The organism is Paenibacillus sp. MT124, from assembly GCF_058792755.1.
Genome location: NZ_CM179500.1, coordinates 764,914 through 778,216, shown reverse-complemented (window position 1 = coordinate 778,216; position 13,303 = coordinate 764,914). Strand labels below are relative to the sequence as shown.

Below are 13,303 nucleotides of genomic sequence, written 5' to 3'. Positions count from 1 at the left end.
GGCCATGATGGCCCCTTTCTTCATTACTCATCTTTTTTCACACCTATCCTCGAAAGTTACCTTTCAAAGCGTTGGCGTCACATCGGGTTCGCCTTTTTCGCTACTAGACTGGTTCCGCTGTTTGATCCCCTTGCCAGGCGTCTCACCGAATTCCCGTTTGAACATGCGGATAAAATAGTTAACCTCCATGCCAACCATCTCTGCCGCTTCTCTCACGCTTGCACGTGGATGCTTGTCCAGCCAGTCGGATGCCTTCTGCAGTCTCAATCGCTGCATATATTGATGCCCTGTCACGCCCTCACGCTGATGAAACAAACGATTGAGATGCTGCACGGAGTATCCCACAGCTTCGGCCACGTGCTTTAATAATAAATCATCCTGGTAGTGGGCATGCATCAACGCAACCGCACGGGTAAATGCCTCACTCCCCGGATCCGCCTCACGTTGACCAGGGGACATGGGAACACCAACCACTCCGGTCAGGTCTGCCTTCTCATGAGTCGTGGATACGGACCTCGCGATGTCCAGAATGAGCTGGTAGACGATGAGTGAGGTGCTCCAGATATCCGACTTATCATTGTCCAGCTCATGCCAGAGGTCCGCCATTCGCAACCAGAACTGTTCAAAGTCGGATAGGTCCCTTGGACCCTCATTTAGTAACCCGGCCGCCTGAAGCACTGATCCGGCTGAACCGCCGCCAATGCCGATATATCCAAGTTCCCCGTTTGTTCTGGAATGCGGGTAAAATTCATGGGCTACTCCTGGTTCGCCTACCCACAATTGCCCTGCTCCTACAGGCCATGACCCCTTACCCTGAATCTTGAGTTCGCCTACGGCGCTGCGCGACAGGAAGAGCTGATGCACCGGAAATCCTTCCGGCCTAAGCTGCACTTTCTGCTCGTGTGTTCCAATACAATACAGATACAGAGGCAGCCGGGAATCCGGCAGCCCGGTCAAGCGAAATGCAAGCATCCCATCATTCCTTTCGGATCATGCGCTTCTTCCCTCCATTATCCCCCTGCTGGGGTGGGGCAAGCAATGGCCTAGAGAACCTTTTTGACGACAAGTTTTGTAACAGCGACCTTCGATTTTTTCATAATCAAATAATCCCTTTCTCGGTCTGAGAAAGGGATTATTTATCCAGTTAATTAGTATGATTGAGAGTTAACTCTGTTTGTTGCCTATCAGGCTGGATTGTTGATAGACGATTCATTTCCAGCAGGTGCTTGAGTATCACCTGAACCATTCGTACCGCTCTCCGGATTGGTTATTGGTGTACCGGGATTGCCGCTCCCTTGATCGGTGCTAGGTGCCGGAATGTCAAAGCTGGATTCGTCCGACTTGGTATTAGTATTAATTTTCGAATCACTTGCTACGGACACGACCAAAATTTTGTATTTCCCTGCAGAAAAAGTAGCTCCATCTGAATCTAGAGTAGCCATATCAAGGGTCACTGTTGCCGGGTTATCTCCACCAGTCCTTACACTTGTTACTGCTTTTCCAGCATCCACTTTATCGTTCGATGCTTTAACAATGAATACATCATAACGCGAAATTCCCGACTCATTGCTAGGCTTGTTAAAATTAACATTAATGGACGAACCACTCACCGTGGCTGACACACTCGTTACTTTTTCCACAGGTACTGGTGTCTGCTTCTTAGCATTAATCGTGAAGGTTGGCGATGAAGCCAAGCTGGATTCACGTTTGCTGTCTGAAGATTCAGAGAGAATGTAAGCAGTATATGCTTTGCCTGCTACAATAGTTTGGCCGTTGATATCAAGCAAAGCATTTGTAAGCAAGGCAGGACTTCCTTTAATCTCTACAGATCTATTGTTATTTCCTTTTGCAATGGATTTTGCTGTATTAAGATCGAATGCACTGCCCGTAGGAGCAACCATCAAAACATAACGTCCAATTCCTGTTTTAGAAGAAGGTTCATTATAATTTACGGTTACATCCGTTGCATCCCCAACTGCTTGTTCTTCTTTTTGAACTTCGACTTTTACATTATTCACTGCGCCTACAGCCGTATTGGAGGAAAGTGTAATTACATTGGAGGCCGAGGACAATGCATTGGCAAGAGAAGCGTTACCGTTCACCGCCATGACATACACCCTGTAACTAACATCATTACGGATGGTATCACCATCGACCGTTCTTGTACTGCTAAGGAGATCAACAGTTTGGTTAGCTCCCGTTTTGTTGACAGTTCTATAATTCGCACTGCCCACAGCATTTGCAGCCGACAGATTGAAGCTGGTATTCGTAGATTTCACGACAAATACCCGGTAGTGATTCACATTGGTCTCATCCGCCGATTTGGTGAACGTTACGCGCAGGTCGCGTCCGTCCTGATTATCGCCGATATCGCTTGCCGCTACGTTGCTTGGAGCTGTTATCGCTGCATTTGGACTCAATGTAATCTGTGACGAGTACGAAGACAACGCGTTCTGACTGGAGTTGCCGCTTGTGCTTACCGACAGGACGAACACCCGATAAGTCACGTTATTGGAAACTCGGTACCCATTCGTATCCACCATGTTACTTGGCAATGTAACCGACAGGTTACCACCCGTTTTGTTCACTTGGTAGTAGTTGTTCGAAGCGTTAGCCGCGCTCAGGGTGAAGCTTCCTGCGTTACCGGAACGAACCACGTACACCCGATAGGCTGAAACTCTAGACTCATCCGATGCTCTGTTGAAAGATACCCGCAGATCCCGTCCATCACCATAGTCACTCACATCCGAGACTGCCAGGTTATTAACAGCTCCTGCATTTCCATTCGTCGTCAATCTCAATAAGTTGGATGAAGAGGATAAGGCATTGGTGTAGTTGTTTTGCTGATTGCCCACAGCCATGACGTAAATCCGGTAATCCTGCAGATTCGTTACGTTATACCCGCTTGTATCTTTCATTGATGAAGGTAACGTTGTGGTGATATTGCTGCCTGTTTTGTTCACGGTATAGTACAGGCTCGAAGACAGATTGCTTGCCGTCGTCAGATTGAAGCTGCTGGCCACCGAGTTGCGCACAACGAAAATGCGGTAGCTCGCTACCTTGGATTCGTCGGAAGACCGGTTGAAGCTCACCAGAATGTCACGACCATCACCATAATCCGAATTGTCCTTGACTTGCGTAATGACAGGCGCCGTTGCCGTATTGACACCAAGTGTCAGTGAAGAGGATACGGAAGACAGCTTGTGGTCTGCAGCTGCCGCATTGGAGCTGACCGACATGATGTATACGACATAGGCGGTGCCGCTGCGAATCAATTCCCCGGACGTATCACGCGTTGAAGAGGTCAGCTGACTTTTGACCGCTGTGTTGTTTCCTTTATAGATGATCGTTGAATTTGAGCTGGACACTTTATTCGCCGCAGTCAGATTGAATGATGAAGCATCCTTCGCTTTGACGACAAATGCACGATAATAGGTAATATTCGACGTGCTGCTTGGCTGATTGAAGTTAATCTCCAGGTCACGGCCATCTCCGTAGTCACTGATATCGGCAATGCGAAGACTGGTGACCGGCTGAACTGTCGTTTTCACATTGTTTAATTTCAAGGATTGGGCAGACCATGCAAGTACATTTTTGTAACTATTGCTGCTGTTGCCCATGGTCAGGACATACAAACGGTACGTTTCACTTGAGTTAAGCAAATCACCGTTAACATCACGCGTCTGGGCATTCAGCGTCAACCTCGGGTTGCTGCCATTTGGAGAAACCGAAGTATAATTGCCGGATGGCACAACCGAAGCCGCTGACTCGTTGAAGCTGTTCACATCACGGGTTTTCACCAGCATAATGCGATATTCGGACACAGCCTTCTCGGATGTAGGGCGCGTGAAGCTGACCGTCAGATCCCGACCATCTCCGTTACTTCCCGAAACGGATCCGTAGATGTTCCATGCCGCAGCTTTCGTGTCATCGACAGGAGGCGTGGATGTTGTTTTGATATCCACCCGCTGATTGCGGGAGTTCCAGAATACCTTCTCTCCAAATGCTTCACTTACAAAGCGAATAGGAACCATCGTGTTGCCCTTAATCGTACTCGCAGGAACGTCCAGCGAGACTGCTTCCCCGTTAATGTAAGCTGTCTTGGAACCCAGTTTTAGTGAGACCTCTTGATCTCCGCGAGTGGCTGTAATGGTTTTGGTTTTGTTGGTATACCCCACGGTGGCATCCAGTCCTTCAAAAATGGACCGCAGCGGAACCAACACCCGTCCGGCTTTCATGACAGGCGCTTGTGCAGAAGACAGCTCGGCATCATTGATGTAGATACTGATTCTCGCTGCTGCATCGATTACTGTTGCTGGCAAGGCTGACATCAGCATGGCTGATACGGCCAGTGCGGACATGACCTTTTTAACTTGACGTCCTCCGGCTTTTTTCATATTGAATATCCCCATTCTCTTTTTAGATGAATTGAATTGTATTAGAGCGGATTTCACTTGATTTTATTCCTGTAATTTCCTGTGCACATCTAAGACGTCTGGATCTGATCAAAAGTTTCCAATCGCTCAAAAAATATTTTCGCAGAAAAGTTCTTCCACCATCTACCTGCCAAAGGTTAAAAATAACAGAACATTTTGTCATTATTCCGAAACAACATCCGCAGAAAATTGGGTTAATGTATAAAGAATAAATCCATTTGATTTTCAAAATTCACGGGAGGTTTACAACAATGACATCATTGTACTCATCTGCCAGACGCCAAGGGCTCCGTATGTTCATGACTGTCACAACCGTTGCTGTATTGATGCAGACCGGTGCCGCCGGGATCATGGGAATGGCTGCTGCAGCCCCTTCCGATCCCGATGCCAAAGTAACCACCAGTAGTTCGACCGCCATTTATAACACATTTCAATCCACACTCCAAAAAAAGAACGGCTTATCCGCCGCTGACACCTATCTGGAATCCAATATCGATAAAGTAACCACCCATCATGCGACCCTCATGGTATTGCAGCTGGAGAATGCTCGCATCAAGGGATTATCAGCCATGACAGACCGCATGTTGGTACCCAATGTTCAGGACAAGATGATCAAAGCATACAAGTGGAACGACAGTTTCACCCAACTGATGGAGCGTACCAAAGACTCGGAACTGCGTGCACTGCTGAAGGAAGCTCGGGACAGCGGCTACCGCCTTGTGATGTTGGAAGGCTCCCTCTATCCGATCATGAATTATATGGCTTTTCAAAAATATAATTCACATGTCAAACCAGATATCAAACAGTACATCAACATCATGGCGGTCGAGACAGGCAACCTGGCTGCTGAGGATGGCGCACTCATCATTGGGTATCAGGAGATTCTGAATCGGGCACTCAATCAGGAACGTTTCCTGCAGGATTATCCGAAGTCTAATCGGGTCAAACAGGTACGAAATTTGCTGAACAATTATACGCTATATACCTTTTATGGCCTGAACAATACACCATTGTTTGATTACGAAACCAACACCATGGTGGCCAATGCCCAAAAAGGGTACAAGGCTGTCCTGCAGCGGAATTCATCCGAGGATAGTGACTTGCTGGCTAAACTGGGTGCCTTCATGGACGTCGTAACCGATGCCAAATACCAGAAGACTTCCGCTGTAGAAAAGTGGCTGGAACAGAAAGTTCCTACCGGCAGCTACACCGGATTCTAAAACCATTCATCCCATTAAGGACGCATCCGATGCAAAAATACAAAACCGCCACAGGATACGCTCCCATGGCGGTTTTTCAGTGCGATCAATCCTGCTGAATCGGCTTGATCATATGATTATATTCATGTCCTGCAATGACAATGACATCATCCTTTGTATAGCCCTGCCGTTCATACAGCATCAAGGCACGTCCATTATCCCGTTCGACAATAAGAGCCACCCGTTCATGCCCAAGCTCCCTTCCCTGCTGTTCAAACGCAGCCATCAGAGCCCGGCCGATCCCCTGTCCCTGATAGGATTCGCTTACCGACAAAGTATCCAGATAATATTCGCCGGGACGAGTTTCTTTAATAATTGCATACTTCTCATCCTGACTGCGTCCAGGCCGATCCAGAATCGGCTGGTCCAGACGATCCGCTTCACTACCATCGTAGGCTACGAGAATACCGGCAATGTCCTGACCATGTTCCATCACCGTTACATGGCGATAGCTGATCCGGTTGGCCTCCTGCATATAAAACTGCTTCAGAATCTGCATCGCCTGCTCGTGATTGGACTCACCCGCCAGTGCATAAGCAATGTCGCCTATCGCCTGATAGAGCAGCGGAATGACTTGATCTGCATCCTCCCTGCGAGCTGGCCGCAGCTGAAGATGGGGTTCACTACTGCCCGGTTGCTTCATCTGATTACTCATCAGATTAACATGTTGAAGAGATTCAGATTTTTGTTCAGCTCGGTATAGGCAATGCCTTTGCGATTCATGCGTTCAATCAGAGGCTGATAGTCTTCCTTGTACATTAGCTCAATGCCTACTAAGGCAGGGCCGTTCTCTTTATCATGCTTCTTCGTATATTCAAACCGGGTGATATCGTCATTCGGTCCGAGCACTTCCTCCAGGAATTCACGCAATGCACCTGCGCGCTGCGGGAAATTCACCATGAAGTAATATTTCAGACCTTCATAGATCAGGGAGCGTTCCTTAATCTCCTGCATCCGGTCGATGTCGTTGTTACCGCCGCTAATGACGCAGACTACAGTCTTACCCACAATTTGCTCACGGTATTGCTCCAGTGCAGCAACAGCCAATGAACCGGCGGGTTCAACCACGATTGCATTTTCATTGTACAGCTCCAGGATGGTCGTACAAGCTTTGCCCTCCGGCACCTTCACGATGTCATCCAGCGTGCTGCTGCAAATGTTGTAGGTCAGGTCTCCAACCCGCTTCACTGCAGCGCCATCCACGAATTTATCGATATCATCAAGCGTGACAACCTGTTTACGGAACATGGCCTCACTCATGGAAGCAGCGCCAAGAGGCTCCACACCAATGATGCGCGTTTCCGGGCTGACCGTCTTCATGTAGGTTCCGACGCCAGCAGCGAGACCACCGCCGCCAATCGTAACAAAAACATAATCTGCATCCTCATCAAGGCTTTCCATGATCTCCATCGCAACCGTACCATTACCCGCAATAATTTTGGGTTGGTCAAACGGATGAATGAACGTCATCCCCTGTTCATCACATGCACGCATGGCTTCTGCATACGCATCATCATACGTATCCCCGATCAGCACCACTTCTACATTGCTGCCGCCGAAACGCCGTACCTGTTTGACCTTTTGATTCGGTGTCGTGCTCGGCATGAAGATTTTGCCGTGTATTCCGAGGGCGTTACAGGAAAAGGCAACACCCTGTGCATGGTTCCCTGCGCTTGCGCAGACAATACCTTTCTCCAGTTCAGCCGGAGTCAGACTGCGGATCATATTGTAGGCACCCCGAATTTTGAAAGAGCGCACCACTTGCAGATCTTCCCGCTTGAGATACACATTGCAATTATATTTGGTCGACAATACAGCATCCCGCTGCAGAGGCGTTCTTACAATAACTTCACGCAGCACATGATGTGCACGTACGATATCTTCCATGCCAACACCGGCATGGCCGGAATTTTTATTTTCCGTTGATTCTTGTTCCACTGGTTTCATCTCTTCTCCACACTCCGCTTTGTCTTGGTTGGCAATGCAAGCATTGCTTTTTCTGTTATTGTATCACTTTTGACCTAAGCTTGCGCCAAGGCCTCAACGATTTGCCATCCGCAAGATTTCATCAATAATAATCTGTGGGTCGGTAAAAGTGACCATATGTCCCGATTGACCTGCTTCAATCCAATGTCCGTTCGCGAGCCCTTGGGCTGTCTTGCGGTGAGCTGACACAATGGCAGGTCTAATTTTATGCTCTCCCTGTCCTGCCTTGGTGCCAGAAATAATCCGGACTTCCAGATCTCCCAACTTAGGAGGAGTATTCCGCAATGAGGCCAAATCATCCAAAAACGCCACCGATTCAGCAGCCATCGTACTTGCTGCCTGTACAGTGAAGTCTTCCTCTCGGTGATCTCGTGCAACATCTTCTGGTTGAACCTGACCCGGTTTACTGCCCATTTTCCGATACAGCCCTGTACGTGCCATCCAAGGAAGTAGGAAACGGTTCAAGCCAAAACTGATTCTGGCCATAGAGGAAAAATACAATTCACAGTTCTCGTCGGATGGATCGACCAGTATCAGTCCTCTAATTCGAGACAGATTCGCAGCTGCCGCAGCTCTGACGACTGGCCCTCCCCAGCTGTGTCCCACCAGAATGAAAGGGCCTGGCCCTAGTGCCGTCAGCAGATCGCCCAGATCCTCTGCAAGCCTGCGGAGAGTCCGCTGCTCCGTGTCGGCCTCACTCCTTCCCAACCCGGAACGATCATAGACCACAGACTGTGTATGGTCAGCTACTTGGGGCGCCACGAGTCCCCACGCTGATCTGGAAAAGCCCATGCCTGATTCAAAAACAACGATGGGGTGACCGGCTCCCTTCGACATATAATGAAGCTTGCGGCCATCTCGTGTGTGGATAAATGCACTTGAACCATACGAATGATTGGAATGAATAGCGTTCATGGTCCCCTCCTGCCCTGTTTACGAACGTTGTCATTTCTAGTCCTATCGCTCTAAATGAAAATGATTATCAATTACTTAAGTATAGGATAATTCCTCCTGTAAAAGCAAACCAAAAACCCGATCCATTCAAGGGTCGGGTTCTTAATAAACTGGAGAATAAGTCGATTGTATCAACTACCTATTGCATTTCACTTACTTACGATATCATTCGTGTGCTACGCCCGAATTCCATGATCTCTGCTGTTCAACTGATCGAGCAATTGATTCATGGCTTCTTCACTCATCGCTCCCCCACTGAAAGCGACCAAGGCACGCAGCGGCATATATTTCATCATGGCAGCCATCATATCCGCATGCTCTCCCGCATCATCTCCACCCATGCCGCTGGCTTCCTGGAATTGCTGCATGGCTTGCTCCAATAGCTCTTTGTTGGCTGGATCGCGCTGTATGTCTCCGAGCGTGCTATTACGCGTGTATGTGGGAATGAATGTTGCTGTGGATTCCACTTTAACACGTTTGATCAGATGAATGTCCTTGGAGGAACTGCCCACTTGAATATCAAACTCTCCAGTCTCTACGTGCCAGTCTTTCATATCCACATTGTAATAAGCAAACGACCGTTTGTTTAACGTAAAGCGAACTACCTCGGAAGCCCCCGGCTCCAGCTCCACTTTGGCAAATGCCTTCAGTTCCTTCACCGGACGAATCACCGTACTTTCCACATCACTGACGTACAGCTGCACGACTTCTTTGCCCGCCCTGTCTCCGGTATTGGTAACTTTAACGCGTACTTCAACTTCATCCTGGTCTGTCAGTTCAGTCCGGTCCACTGCCAGATCGGTATATTCGAATGTTGTATAACTCAGTCCATAGCCAAATGGAAATAACGGCTCGATCTGTTTCTTGTCATAGTACCGGTAACCTACGAAGATACCTTCCTTGTAGTCTACCCGATCTCCTTCACCAGGGAAGTTAAGGAAAGATGGATTATGGCTCAGCTGTGCGGGGAACGTCTCTGCCAGTTTGCCTGAGGGATTTACCTCGCCGTACAACAAGTCAGCAATCGCTCCGCCAACAGCCTGCCCGCCCAGATAAGCTTCGAGTACAGCCTTCACTTGTGGCAGCCAAGACATTTCCACTGGTGAACCATTGCTGAGCACAACAACGATACGTGACTGAACCTTGGCCACCTCTTCAATCAGGCGGATATGGTTAACCGGCAAGCGCAGATGGGAGCGGTCATATCCCTCGGATTCGTAGCGGTCAGGCAAACCGACAAAAACGACCGCTGTATCCGCATCCTTCGCAGCCTGAACCGCTTCTGCCATAAGCTGATCATCGATATCATCCGCTTCAATGCGGTAACCCGGGGCATAGGAGATCTCTGTCCCCGTTCCTGCAATCCGGGTCATCTCTTCCACAATATCATCGACTTGGGTCGGATTGATGTGAGAGCTTCCTCCACCCTGAAAGCGTGGTTTGCGGGCAAAGGCTCCAATCAGCGCAAGCTTGCCTTCACGTTTCAACGGAAGCAGCTGATCTTCATTTTTCAGCAAGACCATACTCTCTGATGCTACTTTACGGGCAAGCTGATGGTGCTCGTCCTTATTGTAGGTAGCGCCCTTACGCTGCTGATCCGCAGCCTTAAAGATGAGTGTAAGCAGACGTTCTACCGCCCGGTCCAGCTTCTCCAGGGACAGCTTGCCACTCTCGACGGCTTGAATAACCTTGCGCTCTCCGATCCCACCACTTGCAGGCATTTCAAGCTCCAGCCCTGCGGAAAGCGCATCCGCACGTTCATTCACAGCACCCCAGTCGGACACAACGAGACCCTCATGTCCCCATTCTTCCTTCAGAATATCGGTGAGCAACCACTCATTTTCACCTGCATATGTACCGTTCACCTTGTTGTAGGAGCACATCACTGTCCAAGGCTGACCATCCTTCACCGCACCTTCGAAACTGGCAAGGTAAATCTCACGGAGCGTGCGCTCATCTACCATTGCATCAATGGACATGCGCCGCGCCTCCTGGTTGTTCACCGCAAAGTGTTTCAGCGATGTTCCTACACCCTGACTCTGCACACCCTGGATATGGCCGGTTGCCATGCGCGTAGACAAAAGCGGATCCTCGGAAAAGTATTCAAAATTCCGGCCGCCCAGTGGCGAACGCTTAATATTAACACCGGGTCCCAGCAATACGCCTACTTCTTATGCCTGACACTCTTCACCCAGCGCCACTCCGACCTGGCGCGCCAGTTCAGTATCCCAAGAGCTCGCCAAGCCTGCTGCGGATGGGAAGCAGGTCGCTGGCACACTTGACGTCAAGCCCAGATGATCCGCGCTTCTATCCTGTTTCCGCAGGCCATGCGGCCCGTCTGTCACCATGATGGATGGGATACCGAGACGCTCCACCCCTTTCAAATGCCAAAAGTCCAGTCCTGAGCACATGCCTGCTTTTTCTTCCAGTGTCATCTGCTGTACCAGTTCCTTGATGTTTCGTTCCATAATAACCCCTCCAGTTCATGATGGTGCTTAAGAAACTGATTCTCCTACTAGAATAAACTCCACTGACAGAAAAACTTTCGATCGCTGTTATCCCCAGATTTTTTTAATCCCTTATTTTGGGGAAATCCGGTGATAAAGGCGAGCGCTTCGCTTCTCCAGTCCTTTCTGTCCGCTCCGTACTCTGTAGGTTGTAACAGTTCACTTTTTTATTTGCTATAGTAACTAAGCATACAAGCTTATGTAGTACGCATTGAAATGATTACCCGGTTAGTAACGTTTACATAACACTTGTAATTCATTCGGGTAGATCAACAAAAAAGGGACAGCCCGATCCTTTCAGATCAAGCTGTCCCTTGTCTTGCCGATATAGTCTGACTCCGGATTCATTACCCAGATCCAATAATCAGGTTTACGCCTGAGCTTTAAACCATGCTGCCGCAGCCAATGCCTCGGTACGGGTCAGTTGATGCCCCTGACGCTCCCAGTGCGTTTTCACATCGGCACCTGCACCGCTAAGAAGTGAAGCCAGTTCTTCCGTTTCCCGTCTCGGTACAATCGGATCGTTCTCTCCTGCACCGATGAAGACAGGCAATCCGTTCAGATTCGGCAGTTCGAGTCCACGCAGAGGTACCATAGGATGATGCAAAATTGCGCCTTTGAATACGTTAGCCTGGTGGAACATCAAACTAGCCGCAATATTGGCACCATTGGAGTAACCGAGTGCGTAAACATTACCACGATCGAATCCGTACTCTACAGCCGCTGCATCCACAAATGTACCCAGCTCCGCTGTTCGTGCAATCAGATCCTCTTCGTCAAATACCCCTTCGGCCAAGCGGCGGAAGAAACGGGGCATCCCGTTCTCCGACACGTTACCGCGTACACCCAGCATGCCTGCTCCTGGCGCAATCAATTCGCCAAGACCTACTAGATCATTCTCGGTTCCACCTGTCCCGTGAAGCAGCAGCAGTGTTGGGGAATCCGGCTGTGCACCTGCTTTATAAATATGTTTCATCGTATTGGTTGTTGTCATGATTTGGACTCTCCTTTCCATTCACGTACTTCAATTGGTGGAAGCAATTTTTCAATCTGTTCACGCTGTGGTTCATACCATTCAGGCAGCATCAGTTTCTCACCCATGCTCTCCTGAGGTTCATCGCGTGCAAATCCCGGAGGATCGGTAGCCAGTTCGAACAATATGCCGCCCGGTTCCCGGAAATACACCGCATTGAAGTACTGACGGTCGATTACAGGGGTTGGATGGTAGCCTGCTTTCTCCAGATCCCGCTGCATTTGCTCATGCTCTGTATAGTCTTTTGCACGCCATGCAATGTGGTGCACCGTACCTGCTCCCCCAATGCCCCGCTGGAATCCGGTAGATTGAACGTCGATGATTTGCCCGATGTCACCGGTCGCACGAAGGCGAATCAATCCATTCTCTTCCCCTACCTGTTCCAGGCCGAGCATGGAAACCAGTACGTCGGTGGTTTTCTCAGGAACTTGGCTGAACAGAACTGCGCCGCCAAAACCTTTGATCGCATGCTCAGGAGTTACCCCGTTGAATGTCCATTTACTTGGCTGGCCCTCTTCACGTTCAACCAGTTCAAGCAGCAGGCCGCCTTTGTCGAAGAAGCGAATATATTGCTCACCGAATCTGGTTTTATTTTCAAACGGAATATCGAAGGAAGCGAGACGTTCTTTCCAGAATGGCAGACTTCCTACCGGAATCGCATATACGGTTACCCCAGTCTGTCCGGAACCAATGACACCTCTCATGGCATTTTGGTGCGGGAAGAAGGTGATGATTGTACCTGGCGCCCCACCCTCATTTCCGTAATACAGATGGTACACATCCGGTGCATCGAAGTTAATTGTTTTTTTCACCAGTCTCAGGGCCAATACCCCTGCGTAAAAATCCACATTTTTCTGTGCGTCATCTACAAAAGCCGTTACGTGATGGATACCTGAAGTTCTGAACATAATCTCCACTCCCTTGGTTTTAATTTTATCATGGTTGAATTTAGCGGTTTGTTATTCATTGTTGTTTGTGTGCGTTTGTTGTTGTTTATTTATCTTTAATTTAAGATTCTTTAAATTCATATTAATCCATTGTTGGTCCAATTGCAAGCTTTTTGTTTTAAAATTAAGATTGTTTCATCGTTGATGTTGTTAACTCCTGATTAGCAGAAAAGAGCAAAAC

8 protein-coding genes and 1 pseudogene are annotated in these 13,303 nt (G+C 48.8%); 1 reads left to right on the top strand and 8 read right to left on the bottom strand.

The annotated features are described in order from the left end of the window. Positions 1 to 63: 63 nt before the first annotated feature. Positions 64 to 972 carry a helix-turn-helix domain-containing protein gene (locus tag AC3RCI_RS03660; protein WP_492527538.1) on the bottom strand — a complete coding sequence of 303 codons (909 nt, stop codon included), beginning with the start codon at positions 970 to 972 and terminating at the stop codon, positions 64 to 66. A gap of 212 nt (positions 973 to 1,184) precedes the next feature. Further along, positions 1,185 to 4,397 (bottom strand): stalk domain-containing protein, encoded by a 3,213-nt coding sequence (locus tag AC3RCI_RS03655; RefSeq protein WP_492527537.1) that lies wholly within the window; start codon positions 4,395 to 4,397, stop codon positions 1,185 to 1,187. Positions 4,398 to 4,687: 290 nt separating this feature from the next. Here AC3RCI_RS03655 and AC3RCI_RS03650 point away from each other — a divergent pair, with 290 nt between their 5' ends. Next, positions 4,688 to 5,656: a hypothetical protein gene (locus AC3RCI_RS03650; protein WP_492527536.1), complete on the top strand. Its 969-nt coding sequence runs from the start codon at positions 4,688 to 4,690 to the stop codon at positions 5,654 to 5,656. An 85-nt stretch (positions 5,657 to 5,741) separates the two neighbouring features. On the opposite strand, the gene AC3RCI_RS03645 is transcribed toward AC3RCI_RS03650, so the two are convergent. The 6 genes and pseudogenes from AC3RCI_RS03645 to AC3RCI_RS03620 all read right to left on the bottom strand — a co-directional run bounded on the left by AC3RCI_RS03645 (position 5,742) and on the right by AC3RCI_RS03620 (position 13,083). Continuing rightward, the gene (locus AC3RCI_RS03645) at positions 5,742 to 6,338 is read right to left on the bottom strand and encodes a GNAT family N-acetyltransferase (RefSeq protein ID WP_492527535.1); all 597 of its coding nucleotides are present in this window, start codon (positions 6,336 to 6,338) and stop codon (positions 5,742 to 5,744) included. An 11-nt stretch (positions 6,339 to 6,349) separates the two neighbouring features. Continuing rightward, on the bottom strand, positions 6,350 to 7,642 hold the full coding sequence (gene ilvA, locus AC3RCI_RS03640; protein ID WP_095360928.1) for a threonine ammonia-lyase IlvA: 1,293 nt from the start codon (positions 7,640 to 7,642) through the stop codon (positions 6,350 to 6,352). A gap of 93 nt (positions 7,643 to 7,735) precedes the next feature. Next, entirely contained in the window at positions 7,736 to 8,596 is an 861-nt protein-coding gene (locus AC3RCI_RS03635) for an alpha/beta fold hydrolase (protein WP_492472896.1), read from the bottom strand. Positions 8,597 to 8,811: 215 nt separating this feature from the next. Beyond that, positions 8,812 to 11,103 (bottom strand): annotated as a pseudogene (locus tag AC3RCI_RS03630) (beta-glucosidase family protein). Positions 11,104 to 11,512: 409 nt separating this feature from the next. Further along, complete coding sequence (locus tag AC3RCI_RS03625; RefSeq protein WP_492529785.1) at positions 11,513 to 12,118, bottom strand: alpha/beta hydrolase; 606 nt, start codon at positions 12,116 to 12,118, stop codon at positions 11,513 to 11,515. Between the two features lie 14 nt (positions 12,119 to 12,132). After that, on the bottom strand, positions 12,133 to 13,083 hold the full coding sequence (locus AC3RCI_RS03620) for a ring-cleaving dioxygenase (RefSeq protein ID WP_492527534.1): 951 nt from the start codon (positions 13,081 to 13,083) through the stop codon (positions 12,133 to 12,135). Between the last annotated feature and the right edge of the window lie 220 nt (positions 13,084 to 13,303).

Coding starts and splice junctions, on each gene's coding strand:
- AC3RCI_RS03660 (WP_492527538.1), bottom strand. CDS start 972: ATGCTTGCATTTCGCTTGACCGGGCTGCCGGATTCCCGGCTGCCTCTG.
- AC3RCI_RS03655 (WP_492527537.1), bottom strand. CDS start 4,397: ATGAAAAAAGCCGGAGGACGTCAAGTTAAAAAGGTCATGTCCGCACTG.
- AC3RCI_RS03650 (WP_492527536.1), top strand. CDS start 4,688: ATGACATCATTGTACTCATCTGCCAGACGCCAAGGGCTCCGTATGTTC.
- AC3RCI_RS03645 (WP_492527535.1), bottom strand. CDS start 6,338: ATGAAGCAACCGGGCAGTAGTGAACCCCATCTTCAGCTGCGGCCAGCT.
- ilvA (WP_095360928.1), bottom strand. CDS start 7,642: ATGAAACCAGTGGAACAAGAATCAACGGAAAATAAAAATTCCGGCCAT.
- AC3RCI_RS03635 (WP_492472896.1), bottom strand. CDS start 8,596: ATGAACGCTATTCATTCCAATCATTCGTATGGTTCAAGTGCATTTATC.
- AC3RCI_RS03625 (WP_492529785.1), bottom strand. CDS start 12,118: ATGAAACATATTTATAAAGCAGGTGCACAGCCGGATTCCCCAACACTG.
- AC3RCI_RS03620 (WP_492527534.1), bottom strand. CDS start 13,083: ATGTTCAGAACTTCAGGTATCCATCACGTAACGGCTTTTGTAGATGAC.